Origin of the sequence: Pelomonas sp. BJYL3, assembly GCF_027257975.1 — a bacterium.
GTDB lineage: Bacteria > Pseudomonadota > Gammaproteobacteria > Burkholderiales > Burkholderiaceae_C > Roseateles_B > Roseateles_B flavus.
In genome coordinates this window covers 765,803-784,662 of record NZ_JANZKX010000001.1, presented here as the reverse complement: position 1 = coordinate 784,662, position 18,860 = coordinate 765,803, and the positions used below count along the sequence as shown (strand labels likewise).

The following is an 18,860-nucleotide window of genomic DNA, read 5'->3' as shown; positions in this document are numbered from 1 at the left end:
ATCGCGGCAAAGTCAAGCAAGGGAGTCCCTTTGAATCCACTTCCCAAACGCCGCCATCGCCCCGCCTGGGGCCTGGCCCTGGCGCTGGTCCTCAGCCTCGGGGCGGCCCCGGCGGCCTGGTCCCAGACGGGCGCCCGCCCGGCCGCCTCCGCCCCGCAGGAGGAGGCGAAGAAGCCCGCGCCCGTCTCGGCCGTGGCGCGCCGTGTGTACGAGCGCGCCCGCGGCCAGCTGATGCAGATCCGCACCCTGCTCAAGAGCCAGGACAGCCAGGCCTCGGTGGGCTCGGGCTTCGTGGTCAGCGAGCAGGGCCATGTGATCACCAACTACCACGTGGTCAGCCAGTTCGCGCTGGAGCCCGACCGCTACCGCCTGCGCTACGCCACGACGGAAGGCGAGGGCGGTGCCATCGAACTGCTGGACATCGACGTCCGCCGCGACCTCGCCCTGCTGCGCATCAAGGACTTCAAACCCGAGGGCGTGCTGCGCTTCCGCCCGCTGGAGCAGCCCCTGTCCAAGGGCGACCGCATCTACTCCATGGGCAATCCGCATGACGTGGCCTTTGCCGTGGTGGAGGGCACCTACAACGGCCTGGTCGAGCGCAGCTTCGATCCGCTGATCTACTACTCCGGCTCCATCAACTCGGGCATGAGCGGCGGCCCCGTCGTCGACGAAGACGGCCGCGTGGTGGGCGTCAATGTCTCGGCGATGTTCTTCGCTCAGCAGATGAGCTTCCTGGTGCCGGGGCAGTTCGCCGCCGACCTGCTCCAGCGCAGCCGTGACGCCAAGCCCCTGGACAAGCCCGTCTGGCCCCAGCTCACCGCGCAGCTGATGGCCTACCAGGACGAGCTCGTGCAGGCCTTCGTCAAGCAGCCCTGGCGCGATGCCGGCCATGCCCGCTACCAGCTGCCGGTGCCGCAGGAGCAGTACATGCGCTGCTGGGGCCGGGGCACGGGGGCGGACACCAAGGGCCTGGAGTTCCAGCGCTCGCAGTGCCGCATGGAGCACGCCATCTTCATCAACGGCGGCATGCAGACCGGCTACCTGGACATGGCCCACGAGGCCTACGACGGCAGCAAGCTGGGCTCGCTGCGCTTTGCGCGCCAGTACGGCAACAGCTTCCGCAACGAGCGCCTGGGCCGCGATGACCGCGACCGCACCGCCCCCTACTGCCGCGAGGACTTCGTCGAGCAGCAGGGCCTGCCCCTGCGCGCCGTGGTCTGCCTGCGGGCCTACCGCAAGCTGCCGGGCCTGCACGACCTCAGCGTGCTGGTCACCACGGTCGACGCCAACACCGAAGGCGCGCTGGGCCGCTTCGACGCCAAGGGCGTCAGCTTCGCCAACGCCCAGACCCTCACCCGTCACTACCTGAAAGGCTTCGCATGGACCAGGCCGCAGTGATCGAAGTCCTGGACCGCGACGGCCAGGTGCGCTCGGTCCACAAGGTGCAGGCCTGGCCCCTGCGCATCGGCCGTTCGCCGGCCTGCGAGCTGGTGCTGGACGACGCCCATGTGGCGGGCGAGCACGCCGAGCTGAGCTGGGACGAGGCCGGCCTGCAGCTGCACCTGCTGGAGAGCCTCAACGGCGGCTGGCTGGGCCGCCAGCGCCTGCTGCCGGGCGAGTCCCGCGAGCTGCCTGACGATGTGGTCTGGCAGCTGGGCAACACCCGGCTGCGCCTGCGCAGCACGCGCACGGCGCTGGCGCCGGAGAAGCCGCTGGCCCATCCGGAGTTCGCGCGCGGCCGCCTGCGCCATCTGCTGGTGCCAGGTCTTGCCCTGCTGTGGGCCCTGCTGCTGTGGCTGGACCAGTGGCTGGGCTCGGACCCCGGCACGCCCTGGATCCAGTACGCCCCGGCCCTGCTGGCGCCCTTCGCGCTGGTGCTGGCCTGGTCGGGCCTGTGGGCCCTGGTGAGCATGCTGTTCCACCGCTGGTTCGCCTTCCTGCCGCATCTGCGGCGGGTGCTGCTGGTGCTGGTGGGCCTGCACCTGCTGGGCATGGGCCTGCCGGTGATCGCCTATGCCTTCTCGTGGCCGCGGCTGATGGTGGTGGAGGCGCTGGTGTTCCCGCTGGGCCTGGCGGCCCTGCTGTGGTGGCACGCCGCCCTGGTCTGGCCGCGGGCGCGGCGCATGCTGGCCGTGGGCCTGGCCAGCCTGCTGGTGGTCAGCATGGGTCTGATGGTCGGCAAGCGCTGGGAGCAGCAGCACTGGTTCGGCCCGGCCTACCTGAGCGTGCTGCCGCCGCCGGTGATGCGCCTGGCCTCGCCCAAGCCGGTGGATGCCCTGGTGGAGTCGCTGGCGCCCCTGGAGGCGCAGCTGAAGCGCCAGGCCTCACGCGACAACGACCTGCCCAGCCAGGACGGCATGGAGGAATGAGCCGGCACTGACCGACGAACAAAGGCCCCTCGCCGAGGGGCCTTTCTCATGGCGGCTGGCCGGATCGCGCGGCAGCCTTGCGGGCTCAGGCCGGCAGGAAGCCGTCGACGGAGAGGTAGCGCTCGCCGGTGTCGTAGTTGAAGCCCAGCACGCGCGAGCCGGCGGGCAGCTCGGGCAGCTTCTTCGCGATGGCGGCCAGGGTGGCACCGCTGGAGATGCCCACCAGCAGGCCTTCCTCGCGGGCCGAGCGGCGCGCGAACTCGCGCGATTCCTCGGCCTCGACCTGGATCACGCCGTCCAGCAGCTGGGTGTGCAGGTTGTCGGGGATGAAGCCGGCGCCGATGCCCTGGATGGGGTGGGGGCTGGGCGCGCCGCCGCTGATCACGGGCGACTGGGCCGGCTCCACGGCGAAGACCTTCAGCTGCGGCCAGGCCTTCTTGAGCACCTGCGCGGTGCCGCTGATGTGGCCGCCGGTGCCCACGCCGGTGATCAGCACGTCCAGGCCGCCGGGGAAGTCACGCAGGATCTCCTGGGCGGTGGTGTTCACATGGACGGCCACATTGGCGGGGTTCTTGAACTGCTGCGGCATCCACGCGCCGGGCGTGCTGGCCACCAGTTCCTCGGCACGGGCGATGGCGCCCTTCATGCCCTTCTCGCGCGGGGTGAGGTCGAAGGTGGCGCCATAGGCCAGCATCAGGCGGCGGCGCTCGATGGACATGCTGTCGGGCATCACCAGCACGAGCTTGTAGCCCTTGACCGCGGCGACCATGGCCAGGCCCACGCCCGTGTTGCCGGAGGTCGGCTCGATGATGGTGGCCCCGGGTTTGAGCAGGCCCCGGGCCTCGGCGTCCTCGACCATGGAGAGGGCGATGCGGTCCTTGATGGAGCCGCCCGGATTGCTCCGCTCGGACTTCACCCAGACCTGGGCATTGCCGAACAGACGGTTGACGCGGATGTGCGGGGTGTTGCCGATGGTGGCCAGAACATTGTCGAAAGGCATGGTCGCTCCTGTGCAAGGCCACCAATGGTAGCGCCGCGGCTTATGACCACATCGTCTAAGTAACTGCGGGTAAGAGAGCCAGGGGATGCCACTTATTTGGACAGGTGCTTACCCCCTGCAAGGCTAGGCAGGCTGACAATGCGGGCCTGAAGCGTTCCGTCCGGGCGTTTCAGGCTCATGGTCTTTGAGAGGGGCACACAATGAAAGATTCGAAGGGACACGTGACGGTGGTGGTGCGCCGCAAGTTCTTGCTGGGCTCGGCACTGAGCGTACTGGGCGGCATGCATCTCACCGCCTGCGGAGGCGGGGGCAGCGCGATGGCGGCCACCAGCCCCAGCACCACGCCCAACACCACGCCCACCAGCGGCACGCCCACGGACGGTGGGTCGCCCGTGAGCCCCGACAACCAGCTGCGCGTGAGCCTGCCCACGGGCAGCGAGACCAACTACCCGCTGCAGTTCGGCCGGCCCTTCGCGGCAGGCGAGATCGCCGACACCCCGAGCGTGTTCCTGGACGGTGTGATCGTGGCCTCGCAGGCGGACGTCAAGTCCCGCCACGCCGACGGCTCGGTCAAGTTCGCGGTGATCTCCGTGGTGCTGCCCACCCTGGGCACCACCGAGCGCGTACTGAGCTTCGGCAACCAGCCCCGGCCCACGGTGACGCCTCTGCCCTTGGCCGACATGCTGGCGAACTTCGACTTCGACGCGACCATCAGCATCACCTTCGGCCAGACGGACACCTCGCCCACGACGGTCTCCGCCCGCGCCATGCTGGCCGCCCAGACCGACGCCGGCCTGGCCGCCGAGACGGCGGCCGGCGGCGTGCAGAGCCGCTACTGGACGCAGGGCCCCCTGTGCACCACGGTGCTGCTGTGTGACCACAAGACCAAGGCCTTCGACATCGGCAGCAATGCCACGCGGGCCATCCGTCCCATGTTCCATGTGCAGTTCTGGCCCACCATCGGCAAGTACCACGTGCGCCACATCGTTGAGGTGGCCGACGTCACCCGGCTGAAGGACGAGACCACGACCACCCTCAGCTTCACCACCGGCAAGGCCAGCCCGGTCGCGCGCCTGACGCAGACCAGCGTGAACCTCTACGCAGGCACCTGGCAGTCGCGGGCCTACTGGGGCGGCCGCGAGCTGCCCCGTGCCAACATCAAGCACGGCGTGGCCTACCTCGCCAAGACCCGGGCACTGCCCAACTACGACAGCAGCATCGTCATCCACTCCGGCTCGGTCGCCAGCTATGCCAGCGACTGGGCCACGCGGCCTCAGGGCCTGGGCGCGAAGGGCTATTGGCAGATCGCCATGTCCAGCGTCGGCGGCCGCCAGGATCTGGGCCTGATGCCCAAGTGGGACTGCGTCTCCCTCTACTCCGGCGCGGCATCCATGCAGGCCATCTGCGAGCGCCAGGCCGAGATGGCGGGCTCCTGGGCCTTCTTCTTCCGTGAGGGGGACAGCGCCAAGACCATCATCGGCACCACCTCGGGGCAGGGGCGCATCCTCTCCAAGCTCTCTCGGCCCACCGTCTTCCTCCATGACAACAACAACTACTGGAGCCAGGCCGCCGTGGCCGACCGCTTCAAGGTGGATGGCACACTGAACATGAGCCGCGACGGCTGGCAGCATGACGTCGCACACACGCCCGGCACCTTCTGGTGGATGTACCTCAGCAGCGGCCAGGCCTTCTGGCAGGAAAAGCTGATGCAGCTGGGGGCCTGGTCCCTGTTCGTGGTGAACCCCGGCCTGTCCTTCAACTCCGTGGGCAGCGGCTCGTCAAACAAGTCCATGATCCTCAACGGCGTCCAGGTGCGGGGCTGGGGCTGGCAGTTCCGCAATCGCGCCCGCGCCTGGTGGGCGGCCCTGGACGGCAGCCCGGAGCGCTCCCTGCTCGAGCAGAGCCTCAACGAGGCTCTGGCCCAGCGCTACGGCCTCTATGCCATCAGCAGCTCCCTGGACAGCCACCCGATCCGCGTCAGCTGGAATGCCAACTACATGGCCTGGTATTCCAACGGCCCCGCCCAGCCGCGCCCCAACGGCCTGGCCTTCTGGGAGGGCAATGGCGGCTACACGCGCGACCAGTTCATCAGCTCCGTCGGCGTGCCGCCGGACGACTGGGGCGGCGCCTCCACGGCGCCCTGGATGCAGAACTTCATCACGATGTCGGTCAACCACGCGGTCGAGCTGGGCTGCAGCGCCGCGCTGCCCCTCGCGAACTGGGTGGGCAAGCAGGCCACGACCATCGCCAAGTCCGCCCATCCGCGCCACCTGGCCGACTACGTCTTCCCGCAGAACAAGAAGGACGGCAGCTACTACCAGAACCTGGACGAGCTCTACGGCACCTGGTCCTTCCTGGCCGAGGGCTCGACGCCCCCGAGCATGCCGGCCGAGAGCAGCAGCGGCTTCCCGGGCGGTGGCACGCCGGGCACCTACCAGGTCACGGTGGAAGGCTATGGCGCCATCGCGGCGGCGGCCATCGCCACGTCCAACGGCAACCCCGACCAGGCGGCGGCCTGGGCCGTGGTGGGGCCGTGGTCCCGCAGCACCTACTACTTCAACCACGACCCGCGGTACGCCATCGTGCCGCGCAGCTGAGGCCTCGCCACCTGTGCCCCGGTCCGGCTTCGCGGGAGCCGGTGCCGCTTCTGGGATAATGCGGCCCGTGAAGCAGATCAGACCGCCGCTGGTGCGAGCGTGGAAACACGGCACTGGAGGAAGGTCCGGACTGCACAGAGCGGCGTAGCAGCTAACGGCTGCCCGGCGAAAGCCGAGGATCAGAGCAACAGAGACGAGTCAGGAGGGCCTTCCTCGGGAGGCCTGACTGGGTGAAACGGGCAATCTCTACGCGCAGCAACACCAAGTAGGCCAGCGATGATGCGGCTCGCAGAGCTGGCGGGTAGGTGGCACCGAGCCGGGCAGTGATGTCCGGCCCAGAGGAATGGCGGTCACGGGACCGGGCCCGCAAGGGTCAGGTCTTGCACAGAATCCGGCCTATCGATCTGCTTCACCCATATTCGAAGGCAAGGGCGCACCGGGGTGCCCCTGGCTCAGCAGGGCCTCGACGGTCTGCTGCACGGCCAGGGCCTCGGCAAAGCCGGGCAGGGCGTGCGAACGGCCGTCCAGCAGGGCGCTCCAGTGCTCCAGCAGGTCGGCCTCGGTGAGGTCGGGGCGCAGGTCGCGCTCACCGAGCTCGCGCCAGTCCTCGTCCTTGCGCAGGCGGATGCGCCGGAACCAGTTGCTCAGCCAGACCTCGCCGCCGCGGGCGCGCCAGCGCATCTCGTTGACATCAGCCTCCTGGCCCAGCACGGCGGCGTCGATGTCGATGGGCACGCCGGCCGCGAACAGCCGGGCGCGCAGGCCGATCTCGGCCGCGTCGGCCTGGGCGGGGTACAGCAGCTCGCTGTGCACCACCTCGGCAGCGCCCAGCACCCGCTGCAGCACGAAGATGAAATGGGACAGCACCTCGCGGCAGAAACCGCCCTCCGCGCGGCCCGCCAGCCAGGCGCCTGCGTCGCGCTGCCAGGGGCGGGGCCAGCTGGCGAAGCGCAGGGTCAGCTGCACCGACTCCAGCTCGCCCATGGGATGGCGCGAGGCCGCGCCGAAGCAGGACTGCAGCTGCGCCAGGCCGCTGCTGGACGCCAGCGAGAAGTTGACGGCCGCCCGATGCTGACCCTGGCGCTGGCGCTGCAGGGTGCGGGCCGCGGCCTCGGCATCGACGGCCAGGGGCTTCTCGCACAGCACCGGCAGCCCGTGCTCGAAGGCCCGCTCGGCCCAGTGCAGGTGCGAGGCCGGCGGGCTGGCGATGTAGACGCCGCGCAGCCCGGCATGGCCCAGCAGCTGCTCGGGCTCTTCGGGGATCAGCAGCTGCGGATGCCGGCCGCGCAGGGCCGCCCGCGCCTGCGGGTCCGGGTCCCAGGCGCACTGGGGATGGAAGCGGGGGTTGCTGTGGAGCCGGTCCAGCATTCGCTGGCCCATGACTCCCAGTCCGATGAGGCCAATGGCGTAGGGTTCGGGCATGTTGAGGATTCACGCAAGCGCGCCGGAGTTTAGGCCCTGTGCCAGCGCGTTCCGGCGCCGGCCGCTACACTGATTCGCTCCCTTCCTCCTGCCGCCCGGGCCTGGCGCCCGGGACCGGCGCACAACGCACACTCCCGATGAATCCTGATGCCGGCACCCTCTGGCGCGGTCCGCGCTGGACATTGGCCGTCCTGCTGGCCTGCCTGGGCACCGTAGGCCCCTTCTCCATCGACACCTACCTGCCGGCCTTCGCCGGCATCGCGCAGGCCCTGGATGCCACCCCGGTGCAGATGCAGCAGACCCTGTCCAGCTACCTGCTGGGCTTTGCGCTGATGAACCTGTTTCATGGGGCACTGTCCGACAGCTTCGGCCGCCGTCCGGTGGTCCTTGTGGGCACGGCCATCTTCGCGCTGGCCTCGCTGGGCTGCGCGCTGTCGGCCAGCATCGGCCAGCTGATCTTCTTCCGCACGGTGCAGGGCATGTCGGCCGGCGCGGGCGTGGTGGTCTCGCGGGCCATCATCCGCGACATGTTCCCGCCCTCCGAGGCACAGCGGGTGATGTCCCAGGTGACGCTGTTCTTCGGCGTGGCGCCCGCGGTGGCGCCCATGGTGGGCGGCTTTCTCTTCGTGCATGCCGACTGGCACTCGATCTTCTGGTTCCTGGTGCTGGTGGGCACGGCCCTGTTCGTGGCCAACTGGCGCCTGCTGCCCGAGACCCTGCACAAGGACCTGGCCCAGCCCTTCCACCCGCGTGACCTGATGCGCGGCTACGGGCAGCTCTGCGGCAGCCGCAAGTTCCTGCTGCTGACCCTCGCCAGCGGCATCCCCTTCAACGGCATGTTCCTCTACGTGCTGGCCGCCCCGGTCTTCCTGGGCGAGCACCTGCACCTGGCGCCCACGCAGTTCTTCCTGTTCTTCCTGTTCAGCATCGGCGGCATCATGGGCGGCGCCTGGTTCAGCGGTCGCCTGGCGGGCAAGATCAAGCCCCGGGCCCAGATCCGCCGTGGCTTCTCCATCATGCTGGCCATGGCCGTGCTGAACGTGGCGCTGAACCTGGCCCTGCCGCCCAGCGCCTGGTGGGCGCTGCCGGTGATCGGCGTCTTCGCTCTGGGCTGGGCCCTCATGGTGCCGGTGGTGACGCTGATGGTGCTGGACCAGGTGCCCGAGCGCCGCGGCATGGCCTCCTCGCTGCAGGCCTGCATCAGCAGCGCGGCCAACGGCCTGGTGGCCGGCGTGCTGGTGCCCCTGGTCATGCATTCCACCCTGGGCCTGGCCCTGGCTTCCGCAGGCATGATGGCCATCGGCCTCGTGGCCTGGCTTTGGGTCAAGCGCGAGGTCTGAACCGCCGGGGCCGGGCGCTCAAGACTGCCGTCATCCGGCCGATGTAGAAGCAGGTGCATGCCGAGCCGGCCCGTCCACGGGTGCGGCCGCGCATGCTCAGGAGCCTTCCATGCACCACCGATCCCTTGTCGCCCCGTTTCTGCCGTCCCTTCAGCGCCCGACGCTGGCCTGCCTGAGCTGGCTGATGGTGGCCGCCCTGTGCCTGGCCTGGCCGCGGCCGGCGCAGGCGCGCTCGACGCCCACGGAGAAGAGCGAGCCCAAGGTCGAGAAGGCCGAAAGGACGGAGAAGTCCGACAAGCAGTCATCCGACAAGTCCGCCACCCCAGTCAGGGATGCCGGCAAGGAGGAGGGCGCGGCCGAGAACCTGGGCGTCCTGCGCCAGCGCCTGGCGGAGCGCCTGGCCACCCGGCCGGATCCCGCCCCTGCGCCGTCGGCCAAGGCGGAGGCCCGGTCCGAGGCCAAGGCCGAGTCCCGGGCTGGCAAGCGTGCCGAGCCCAAAGGCCATGGCGGCGAGCTGCACTGGGCCTACGAGGGCGAGGGCGGCCCCGAGCACTGGGGCGAGCTCAAGCCCGAGTACCGGCTCTGTGCCAGTGGCAAGCGCCAGAGCCCCATCGACATCCGCGACGGCATTCGCGTGGATCTGGAGAAGATCCAGTTCGACTACCAGCCCAGCGGCTTCGCGGTGCTGGACAACGGCCACACCATCCAGGTGAACATCGCGCCCGGCAACAGCCTGCAGGTGATGGGGCGCCGCTACGAGCTGCTGCAGTTCCACTTCCACCGGCCCAGCGAGGAGCGCATCAACGGTCGCCAGTTCGACATGGTGGCCCACCTCGTGCACAAGGACGCGGACGGCCGCCTGGCCGTGGTCGCCGTGCTGCTGGAGCGGGGGCGTGATCAGCCCCTGGTGCAGACCGTCTGGAACAACCTCCCGCTGGAGAAGGGCGAGCCCCTGCCCGCGCCGGGCCAGATGGACCTCAACCAGCTGCTGCCCGAGGACCGCGGCTACTACACCTACATGGGCTCGCTCACCACGCCGCCGTGCTCGGAGGGCGTGCTGTGGATGGTGATGCGCCAGCCGGTGCAGCTGTCGGCGAACCAGCTCAACATCTTCGGCCGGCTCTACCCCATGAACGCCCGGCCGGTGCAGCCGGGTTCGGGGCGGCTGATCAAGGAGTCGCAGTGAAGACCGTGCTCACTGCGCGTAGCCGAAACGGGCGTGGATGCCCTTGATCACGCCCTTCTGATGCAGGGTCTGCAGCTGGCCGTTCAGCAGCCTGACGGTCTCTTCCGGCAGCTGCTTGTGGCAGGCCAGGTACATCTCGGTGCGGTTGAAGTTCAGCACCGGTTCGATATTGCCGATGCCCTGCTGCCTGAGCCGGTACAGGCCGATCAGGCGCCCCGTGGCCCAGTAGTCGATGCGGCCGGCCAGCAGCTTGCGCGGGTTGGCGTCATCGCTGGGCGCGGCCTCGACCGTGTAGCCGCGGGTCTGCAGATAGCTGACGATGGCATCGCCCTGGTAGCTGCCGATGCGCATGTTCTGCACCTCCTCCAGATGGCCGGGCCGGCTCGCGCCGCTGCGCGCGAAGAGGGTCCAGTCATTGGTCACCAGCGGGCCGATCCAGCGGTAAAGCTCCTCGCGTTCCGGGGTGCGTGACATCGAGTACACGCAGGTGTTGACCTGGGTCCGGGCCATGGCGATGGCGCGTGCCCAGGGATAGACGGCGATCTCGTACTCGATGCCTGCACTGTCCAGCAGGCTGCGCACGATGTCGGTGGCCAGGCCGGTGACGCGCCCCTGGGCGTCGCTCATGTTGTAGGGCGGGTACTCCTCGGTGGTGAGGATCAGGCGCTGCTGCGCTTGCGCGCTGGCGCCGCAGCCTGCCAGCAGCCAGAGGCAGAACATCCAGACCTTCATGGGCCCCTCCCGAGGGCCGCGCCAGGCAGCCCTGCGAGACGACTGTAGCGCCGGCCGCCCTCAGTGGCCAGTGCCGGCATGGAGCCAGCGGCGCAGGGTCAGGAAGAGTTGCTCTGCCACCACCGGCTTGGCCACGTGGTCGTTCATGCCGGCATCCAGGCAGCGCTGGCGTTCCTCGGCAAAGGCATTGGCCGTCATGGCGAGGATGGGCAGCTGGCGGCCCTTCTCGGTGGCACGGATGGCGCGGGTGGCGTCCAGGCCGTCCATGGCGGGCATCTGCACGTCCATCAGCACCAGGCCGTAGTCGCCCCGCTGCACCATCTCGCAGGCCTCGACGCCGTCGTTGGCCACGTCCACCTCCAGCCCCGCGCTCTGCAGCAGGGCCACGGCCACTTCCTGGTTGACGACATTGTCCTCGGCCAGCAGCACGCGCCGGCCCTGGAAGGGCGTCAGCAGCTCGCGCGCGGCCTGGCCTCGCTGCAGGCCGGCCGCGGCCAGGGGCTGGTCTGACAGGGGCAGCTCCAGCTCCAGCCAGAACAGGCTGCCTTCGCCGGGTGCGCTCTGCACGCCCACCTCGCCGCCCATCAGCCGCGCCAGGCGGCGAGAGATGGCCAGGCCCAGGCCCGTGCCGCCATAGCGCCGGGTGGTGGAGCTGTCGGCCTGCTCGAAGTCCTGGAACAGTCGTGCCTGGGCTTCCTCGCTGATGCCGATGCCGCTGTCCCGCACCTCGAAGCGCAGGCGCAGCTGCTGCGGCGTCTCGCCCAGCACATGGGCGCTGAGGCGCACAAAGCCCTGGTCGGTGAACTTGATGGCATTGCCGGCGAAGTTGATCAGGATCTCGGTGATGCGCTGGGCGTCGCCCATCAGCACGCGGTTCTGCAGCTCGTCCGGCACGTCCTGCTGCACCTGCAGCTGCTTCTCCGCGGCCCGCTGCGCCATCATGCTGGCGATGTTGTCCAGCAGCTGGTTGACCGAGAAGATGCCGGACTCCAGGTGCAGCTTGCCGGCCTCGATCTTGGAGATGTCCAGCACGTTGTTGATCACGCTGAGCAGGTGCTCGGCGGCGTCCGCCACCTTCTTGAGCCGGTCCTGCTGGGCGGGCTCCGTGCTGTCGCGGCGGGCGAGGTAGGTCAGGCCGATGATGGCGTTCATCGGCGTGCGGATCTCGTGGCTCATGTTCGCCAGGAAGGCGCTCTTGGCCAGGTTGGCCGCCTCCGCGGCCTGGGTGGCGGTGGCCAGGGCCTGCGTGCGGGCCTCGACCAGCTCCTCCAGGTGATGGCGGTAGCGGTCCAGCTCCAGGGCGTCGCGGCGCTGGCGGGAGATGTCGGTCAGGAAGCCGTGCCACAGCACCGAGCCGCCATCCTCCAGCTGGGCGATGGCGTTGCCGTACAGCCAGCGCTCGCTGCCGTCGGCGTTGTCGGTGCGGAACTCCTGCTGCCAGGGGCTCAGGTGGCGGGCCGAGGAGGCCAGGGCCTCACGCACGGCCTCGCGGTCCTCGGGATGGATGCGCTCGAACAGCGCCTCGGCCTCGCTCAGCAGCAGCTGGGCGGGCACGCGGAAGTAGTCCTTCACCGCCTCGCTGACGTAGGCGAAGCTGAAACGGCCCTCGGGGCTGCGGCGCAGCTGGTAGACCACGCCGGGCACCGTCTCGGCCATGCCGCGCAGGCGCTCGATCAGCTGGCGCTGCGCGTCGAACTGGTGCTGCAGGGCATCGCGCATGTCCTGCAGATGCTTGCCCAGGCGGCCGATCTCGTCATTGCGCCCGCCCTCCAGCTCCGTGCTGAAACGGCCCTGTGCCATGTCGTTGGCGAAGCGGCCCAGTGAGCGCAGCGGCCGCATCACGCGCGAGTTCAGGGCCAGCAGCACCAGGGCCACCGAGATCAGCAGCTGCCCGCCCACCGTGGCGGCGTAGAGCCAGCGCTGGCGGCTGAGGGCGGCGGCGGCCAGGTGGTCGTCGATCTCGATCTGCAGATGGCCGATGCGGGTGCTGCCGCGGAAGATGTCGCGCTCGCCCTTGATCAGCTGGCCCAGCTGGCGCTCGGGGTGGCGCATCTCGATGAAGGGCAGGCCCTGGGAGGCGTCGCTGACGGCCACGCGGACGACGTCCGGGGACTTCATGATGGCCGCGGCCACCTCGCGGGCGGCCACCTGGTCCAGGTTCCACAGCAGCTCGGGCAGGCTGCTGGCCAGCACGTCCAGCTTGGTCTGCAGGTCACGCTCCAGGTTCTGCTGGGCCACCTGGGGTTCGCGCAGACCGATCAGCAGGCCGCCAACGCTCAGCGCCGGCAGCAGGAGGCCGGTGCTGACCCCAATGGCAAGGGCCACGAAGAGCGAACTGGTGCGCTTGCGACTCAAACAAAGACTCCAGGACCGTCAGGGGTCCGGCGCAGGGCGCGCCGGGGGACTGCTGCCGCCTCTGCAAGGTCGGTGCCAGCCACCTGCGGGGATTGTGCACGGCTTCGCGGAGGCTCTGGCTGATCCAGAGGGGTGTGCTGTCTTGTTTGTGTCAAATCCGGCGTGGCAAATGTCGCGCCGGGCCGGGTTTGGCGAGGCCGGCTTCAGTGGACGCGGTCCAGGGCCCGGGCGGCCCCCAGCAAAGCGGGCGAGGTGGGGCTGTCGATCACGAAGCAGGGGATGGGCGCCAGCAGGGGCTGCAGGCGGCCCTTGCCCTCGAAGCGTTCCCGGAAGCGCGAGGCGCGCAGCTCAGGCAGCATGCGCGGCGCGATCCCCCCGCCGATATAGACCCCGCCGGTGGCCCCCAGGGTCAGGGCCAGATTGCCGGCGGTGCTGCCCAGTAAGCGGCAGAACAGGTCCACGGCCCGCTGGCACACCGGATCGCCCGCGCGGGCGCGCGGCAGCACCTGCTCGGGCTGCAGCTGCGGGTCGGCGGCGAGGCCCAGCAGTTGCGCGCTGGCCCGGTAGAGGTTGAGCAGCCCTGGGCCGGACAGCGCCCGCTCGGCCGAGACATGACCGAAGCTGGCGCGCAGCAGGGCCAGCACGGCGGACTCCTCGTCGTCCATGGCGCTGAGGGTGGCGTGGCCGCCCTCTCCGGCCAGGGGCACGGGGCCCTGGGCCGAGGGCAGCAGCCCGGACACCCCCAGCCCCGTGCCGGCCCCCAGCAGGGCCAGCGGCGCCCGCGGCTGTGCCAGGCATTCGGCAGAGGGGCGCACGCCGCCCAGGTCCTGCAGGGCAGTGCCCTCCAGGCTGGGCAGGGACAGGGCCAGCGCCGTGAAGTCGTTGATGACCTCCAGGCGCTGCAGGGCCAGCTGCTGGCGCAGGGCCTGGATGGAGAAGGCCCAGTGGTGGTTGGTCATGCGCACCTCGTCGCCCGTCACCGGGTTGGCGATGCCCAGCGCGCAGGCGGCCGGCCGAGAGGGGGCCTGGTCGTGCAGGTAGTGCCGGATGGCGTCGCCCAGGGTGGGGTGCTCGGCGCAGCGGTAGGTCTGGACATGGCTCAGGGGCGCGCCCGGCCGGTCCATCCAGGCGAAGCGCGCGTGGGTGCCGCCGATGTCGCCCAGCAGGCGCGGAAAGGGGGCCTGGGTCGCGGGGGCCTGCAGCGGATGGGCCTGGCTCATGGGGGTCTCCTGGTGCGGTTCGGGATGGAATGTCCGGATTGTGCTTGAAACCGCTTTCAAACCACAAGGGGAGATGTGGGAGCGCGGCTCGGTGTTTCCACTCAACGCCGTTCGGCCTGCGGTCGAGATAATGAAACCGCTTTCATATCAATTCACCGGCCCCGATGCCTACCGGTCGCCGCGCAGGGCCTGCCCGTGCCCAGCCGCGCCGGGGCGCCTTGCGGCCGGCTGGAGACTGCCCATGGCCCCGCCTTCCACCCAGCCTTCCACCCAGCTTTCCACCCCGACTGCCCCCTCGGCGCCCGCGAGGGTGCTTCCGCGCCCCGGCTTTCTGCTGCCCCTGAGGCGCTGGCCCGCCGTGGCCGGCCTGGCCCTGGCCGCCTGTGGCGGCGGCGGCGCACCGGCGGCCACGCCCACGCCTGCCTCCGCACCTGCACCTGCCCCCGCACCTGCACCTGCACCCCCTGCGCTGACCCGTCCCGCCGACCATGTGCTGGTCTGGTCCGACGAGTTCGATCAGCCCGGCCTGCCCGATCCCCGGCGCTGGTCCTATGACACCGGCCGCAATGCCCAGGGCTGGTTCAATCACGAGCTGCAGTACTACAGCGCCGCGCGGCTGGAGAACAGCGAGGTCCGCGGCGGCCGCCTGGTGATCACTGCGCGCCTGGAAAGCCGTTCCGACCAGCCCGACTGGGGCGGCCAGCGCTACAGCTCCGCCCGCCTGCTCACCGCCGGCAAGGCCCAGTGGACCTACGGCTTCTTCGAGGTTCGCGCCAGGCTGCCCTGCGGCCGCGGCAGCTGGCCCGCCATCTGGATGCTGGGCGCGCAGGGCAGCTGGCCCGCGCAGGGCGAGCTGGACATCATGGAGCAGGTCGGCCGCGAGCCGGCGAATGTCTTCAGCACTGTGCACACCAGCAGCGGGTCCGGCGGCAATGGCAAGGGCGGCGCCGTGCAAGTGCCCACCGCCTGCAGCGCCTTCCATGACTACCAGATGCTGTGGACGCCCCAGGGCCTGCGCTTCGGTGTCGACGGCGTCGAGCATGCCCGCTACGACAATCTCGGCACCGGCCCGGCCCAATGGCCCTTCGATGCGCCGCAGTTCCTCATCCTCAACCTCGCCATCGGCGGGGACCTCGGCGGCACGGTGGACGACACCATCTTCCCGCTGAGCTACGAGATCGAGCATGTGCGGGTCTATCAGCGGCAGCCCTGAGCGGGGCAGCCGGTGCCGCGCAGCTAGGTCCCGGAGGCCGTGCCCGTCCTTGCCTTCTTGATGAGGTACATCGCGTCATCCGCCTTGGCGAGCAGGGCGCTGACGGTGTCGCCATCCTGGGGATAGGTGCTGACGCCCACGCTCACGGAAGCCGTCAGCGCGCAGGGGACTTGCAGCTGAAGCTGGCTGACGGCGTCGGTGATCTTCATGCCCAGCTGGATGCCGTCCTCGCGGGTGCTGATTGGCGCGAACACCACGAACTCATCGCCGCCGAGCCGGCAGACCGTGTCGCTGGCGCGAACGGCCCCGACCAGGGTCCGGGCAATGCCCTGCAGCAGCTTGTCGCCGATGGCGTGCCCCAGGGTGTCATTGACGTGCTTGAAGTTGTCGACGTCGACAAAACACACGGCGAGCATGGCGCCGTGACGTCGCGCCAGATGGAGATCGTGCTCCAGGCGGTCCCACAGCGCCACACGGTTCAGCAGGCCGGTCAGCGAGTCGGTGCGCGAGGCATGGACGGCCATCTCGAGTGCCGCATAGGCCGTCGCGGTGGCCTGATGGGCGACCTGGTTGGCGGCCGTCAGCCTTTGGTTCTCGGCGACCATGCCACGTATGGCCTCTTGCCCGGCATCGCCGCGTTCAGCCCGGATCGTCTCCTGCAAGGCGAACAAGGTGGCCTCGGCCTCTGCAATCTCCTGGCGCAGTTCAGCCAGGCGGCGCTGCCTGGCCTCGATGCCGTCGGAGGCGGTCATGAGTCCCTCTCCTTGATTGGCGGGATTGAAACGGACCGGACACGCCGCCTGCGCTCCAGGGGCTGCATGCCGGCCTTTCCTGCGCCGGCACCACGACAGCCTGCCTGGAAGCATACGCTCTTCTCCTGAGTCATGGAGACGCGCACGGCGAGGCGCCCTGCCTGGCGCAGGGGCACGCGGCGCTGGCGCCTGCCTGTGGCTGGATCCCGCGCCCCTGGCCGCGCAGGCGCGGCCGACCCGCGTCAGCTCCGCACCCGCTGCCCCTGCGCATCAAACCCCAGCACCCGCGCCGTCGACGCGGCCAGGCCGATGCGCTCGCCGGGCTGCAGGGCCGGCACGGCGCCGTTGACCTTCAGCGTCAAGGCCTTCTCCAGGCCCTCGACGCGGGCGTAGAGCAGGTGGGTGTCGCCCAGGTGCTCCGCGAAGTCCAGCTGGGCGGGCACGCCCTCGCCGGCAGGGGCCAGCTGGAGGTGCTCCGGACGCACGCCCAGGCGCTGGGCAGAGCCGGGCAGGGCTGCGGTCCAGTTCGACCACAGGGCCAGGTGCGCTGGGCTGGCACTCGAGGCCGGGCGGTCCACGAGATTGATCGCGGGCGAGCCGATGAAGCCGGCGACGAACTCGGTGGCCGGGTCCTCGTACAGCGCCAGCGGCGTGCCCAGCTGCTCGATGCGGCCCTGGTGGAACACGGCGATGCGGTCGCCCAGGGTCATGGCCTCGGTCTGGTCGTGGGTCACGTAGACCATGGTCGCGCCGAGCTGGCGGTGCAGGCGGGCCAGCTCGATGCGCATCTCCAGGCGCAGGGCCGCGTCCAGGTTGGACAGCGGCTCGTCGAAGAGGAAGACCTTGGGCTTGCGCACGATGGCTCGGCCGATGGCCACGCGCTGGCGCTGGCCGCCCGAGAGCTGGCCCGGGCGGCGGTCCAGCAGGGCGGTGAGCTTCAGCGTCTCGGCGGTCCTGCGGACCTGGGCCTCGCGCTCGGCCTTGGGCACGCCGGCCATCTTGAGGGCGAAGCCCATGTTCTCGGCCACGCTCATGTGCGGGTACAGGGCGTAGCTCTGGAACACCATGGCCGCGCCGCGTTCGGCCGGCGGCAGCTCGTTGGCGCGCTGGCCGTCGATCAGCAGCGTGCCCTCGGAGATGTCCTCCAGGCCCGCGATCATGCGCAGCGTCGTGCTCTTGCCGCAGCCGGAAGGGCCGACGAAGACGAGGAACTCGCCGTCCTCGATGTCCAGGTCGATGCCGCGGATGACGTCCTGCTCGCCGTAGCGCTTGTGGATGCCTTGCAGGCTCAGTCGTGCCACCTCAGGCCCCCTTGGCTTGCGCGGCCAGGAACTGGCGGTACCAGCGGGCGCTGTCCTTGAGCGTGCGCTGCTGCGTCTCGTAGTCCACGTGCACGATGCCGAAGCGCTTGGCATAGCCGGAGGACCACTCGAAATTGTCCAGCAGGCTCCAGACCATGTAGGCATCCACCGGCACGCCCTCCTGCTTTGCGGCATGCACGGCGGCGATGTGGCGCTGCAGGTAGCGGGTGCGGGCCTCGTCCTGCACGCGACCGTCCACCCAGGGGTCGGGGAAGGCGCCGCCGTTCTCGGTCACCCAGAGGCTGGGCACCTGCGGGTAGTCGCGGTGCAGGCGCAGCAGCAGCTCGGTCAGGCCCTCGGGGTAGACCTCCCAGCCCATCTCGCTGACCTCCTTGCCGGCGGCCTTGGGATCCCAGGGCTTGTCGGCGCTCTGCACGGAGCGGGAGTAGTAGTTGACGCCCAGGAAGTCCAGCGGCTGGCGGATCTCGGCCAGGTCGCCCTCGTGCACCTTGGGGGCCTTCTCGCCCAGGTCCAGCCAGATGTCCAGCGGGTAGCGGCCCTGGCACAGCGGGTCCATGTACCAGCGCAGCAGGCGGCCGTCCTCCAGCACGGCCCGGGCCTTGTCAGCGGCGGAGGGCGTGGCCGGGTGGGTGGGGGCGAGGTTGAGCACGATGCCCAGCTTCTCCTTCGCGCCCTCGGCACGCAGGGCCTTCAGGGCGCGGCCATGGCTGAGCAGCAGGTGGTGGGAGACCTGCAGGGCCAGGGCCTCGTCCTTGAGCCCTGGCGCGAAGACACCGTTATGGTGGCCCAGCACCGCCACGACCCAGGGCTCGTTGTGCGTGCACAGCGAGGCCAGGCGGTCGCCCAGCCGGCGCTGGATGCCCAGGGCGTAGTCCACGAAGCGGTCCACCGTCTCGCGGTTCCCCCAGCCGCCGCGGTCCTGCAGGCCCTGGGGCAGGTCCCAGTGGTTGAGCGTCAGGTGGGGCTGCAGGCCGCGGGCCAGCATGCCGTCCACCAGGCGGTCGTAGAAGGCCAGGCCGGCCTCGTTCCAGGCGCCCTGACCCGTGGGCTGGACGCGGGGCCAGCAGACGCTGAAACGGTAGGCGTTGACGCCCAGGCTCTGGATCAGGTCCAGGTCTTCGGCCCAGCGCTGGTAGTGCTCGCAGGCCACGCGGCCGTCGCTGCCATCGGCGATGGCGCCGGGCTGGCGGCAGAAGGTGTCCCAGATGCTGGGGCCCTTGCCGTCGGCATCGGCGGCGCCCTCGATCTGGAAGGCGCTGGTGGAAACCCCCCAGACGAAATCGCGCGGGAAGGGCAGGGCAGTGGTCGGGTCGCTCATGGGAAGTTCAGCAGGAGATGGCGGGATTGAGTGG

At 70.1% G+C, this 18,860-nt stretch carries 13 protein-coding genes, 1 other RNA gene and 1 pseudogene; 7 read left to right on the top strand and 8 right to left on the bottom strand.

From position 1 onward, the window contains the following. Positions 1–30 precede the first annotated feature (30 nt). Together O9Y01_RS03515 and O9Y01_RS03510 are read left to right on the top strand one after the other, a co-directional pair. On the top strand, positions 31–1,398 hold the full coding sequence (locus tag O9Y01_RS03515) for a S1 family peptidase (RefSeq protein ID WP_269630096.1): 1,368 nt from the start codon (positions 31–33) through the stop codon (positions 1,396–1,398). Next, complete coding sequence (locus O9Y01_RS03510; RefSeq protein ID WP_269630095.1) at positions 1,380–2,369, top strand: FHA domain-containing protein; 990 nt, start codon at positions 1,380–1,382, stop codon at positions 2,367–2,369. Before O9Y01_RS03515 ends, O9Y01_RS03510 begins: the two co-directional genes overlap by 19 nt. A gap of 85 nt (positions 2,370–2,454) precedes the next feature. Here the strand turns inward: O9Y01_RS03510 and cysK are convergent, their stop codons facing one another. After that, positions 2,455–3,369 (bottom strand): cysteine synthase A, encoded by a 915-nt coding sequence (cysK, locus tag O9Y01_RS03505; RefSeq protein WP_269630094.1) that lies wholly within the window; start codon positions 3,367–3,369, stop codon positions 2,455–2,457. A 200-nt stretch (positions 3,370–3,569) separates the two neighbouring features. On the opposite strand from cysK, the gene O9Y01_RS03500 reads away from it, so the two are divergent. Both O9Y01_RS03500 and rnpB read left to right on the top strand, forming a co-directional pair. Next, on the top strand, positions 3,570–5,966 hold the full coding sequence (locus tag O9Y01_RS03500; RefSeq protein WP_269630093.1) for a hypothetical protein: 2,397 nt from the start codon (positions 3,570–3,572) through the stop codon (positions 5,964–5,966). A 69-nt stretch (positions 5,967–6,035) separates the two neighbouring features. Then, positions 6,036–6,381: RNase P RNA component class A (gene rnpB, locus O9Y01_RS03495), an RNA gene on the top strand. Between the two features lie 695 nt (positions 6,382–7,076). Here rnpB and O9Y01_RS23160 read toward each other — a convergent pair. Then, positions 7,077–7,334 (bottom strand): annotated as a pseudogene (locus O9Y01_RS23160) (Gfo/Idh/MocA family oxidoreductase); the annotation flags it as partial. A 191-nt stretch (positions 7,335–7,525) separates the two neighbouring features. Between O9Y01_RS23160 and O9Y01_RS03485 the strand changes: the two are divergent. Further along, positions 7,526–8,728, top strand: a complete 1,203-nt coding sequence (locus O9Y01_RS03485; RefSeq protein ID WP_269630091.1) for a multidrug effflux MFS transporter — start codon at positions 7,526–7,528, stop codon at positions 8,726–8,728. Positions 8,729–8,837: 109 nt separating this feature from the next. Further along, complete coding sequence (locus O9Y01_RS03480; protein WP_269630090.1) at positions 8,838–9,914, top strand: carbonic anhydrase family protein; 1,077 nt, start codon at positions 8,838–8,840, stop codon at positions 9,912–9,914. A 9-nt stretch (positions 9,915–9,923) separates the two neighbouring features. On the opposite strand, the gene O9Y01_RS03475 is transcribed toward O9Y01_RS03480, so the two are convergent. The 3 genes from O9Y01_RS03475 to glk all read right to left on the bottom strand — a co-directional run bounded on the left by O9Y01_RS03475 (position 9,924) and on the right by glk (position 14,221). Then, a complete protein-coding gene (locus O9Y01_RS03475) occupies positions 9,924–10,646 on the bottom strand; it encodes a substrate-binding periplasmic protein (protein ID WP_269630089.1) in 723 nt (240 codons plus the stop codon). Between the two features lie 60 nt (positions 10,647–10,706). After that, positions 10,707–13,001: an ATP-binding protein gene (locus O9Y01_RS03470; RefSeq protein ID WP_269630088.1), complete on the bottom strand. Its 2,295-nt coding sequence runs from the start codon at positions 12,999–13,001 to the stop codon at positions 10,707–10,709. A 203-nt stretch (positions 13,002–13,204) separates the two neighbouring features. Continuing rightward, positions 13,205–14,221 carry a glucokinase gene (gene glk, locus O9Y01_RS03465; RefSeq protein ID WP_269630087.1) on the bottom strand — a complete coding sequence of 339 codons (1,017 nt, stop codon included), beginning with the start codon at positions 14,219–14,221 and terminating at the stop codon, positions 13,205–13,207. 241 nt (positions 14,222–14,462) lie between these two features. Here glk and O9Y01_RS03460 point away from each other — a divergent pair, with 241 nt between their 5' ends. Then, the gene (locus O9Y01_RS03460; protein ID WP_269630086.1) at positions 14,463–15,434 is read left to right on the top strand and encodes a glycoside hydrolase family 16 protein; all 972 of its coding nucleotides are present in this window, start codon (positions 14,463–14,465) and stop codon (positions 15,432–15,434) included. Between the two features lie 23 nt (positions 15,435–15,457). Here the strand turns inward: O9Y01_RS03460 and O9Y01_RS03455 are convergent, their stop codons facing one another. The 3 genes from O9Y01_RS03455 to O9Y01_RS03445 all read right to left on the bottom strand — a co-directional run bounded on the left by O9Y01_RS03455 (position 15,458) and on the right by O9Y01_RS03445 (position 18,826). Next, positions 15,458–16,186 (bottom strand): GGDEF domain-containing protein, encoded by a 729-nt coding sequence (locus O9Y01_RS03455; protein WP_269630085.1) that lies wholly within the window; start codon positions 16,184–16,186, stop codon positions 15,458–15,460. A 242-nt stretch (positions 16,187–16,428) separates the two neighbouring features. After that, entirely contained in the window at positions 16,429–17,487 is a 1,059-nt protein-coding gene (locus tag O9Y01_RS03450; RefSeq protein WP_269630084.1) for an ABC transporter ATP-binding protein, read from the bottom strand. A gap of 1 nt (position 17,488) precedes the next feature. Continuing rightward, positions 17,489–18,826, bottom strand: a complete 1,338-nt coding sequence (locus tag O9Y01_RS03445; RefSeq protein WP_269630083.1) for a GH1 family beta-glucosidase — start codon at positions 18,824–18,826, stop codon at positions 17,489–17,491. Positions 18,827–18,860 lie beyond the last annotated feature (34 nt).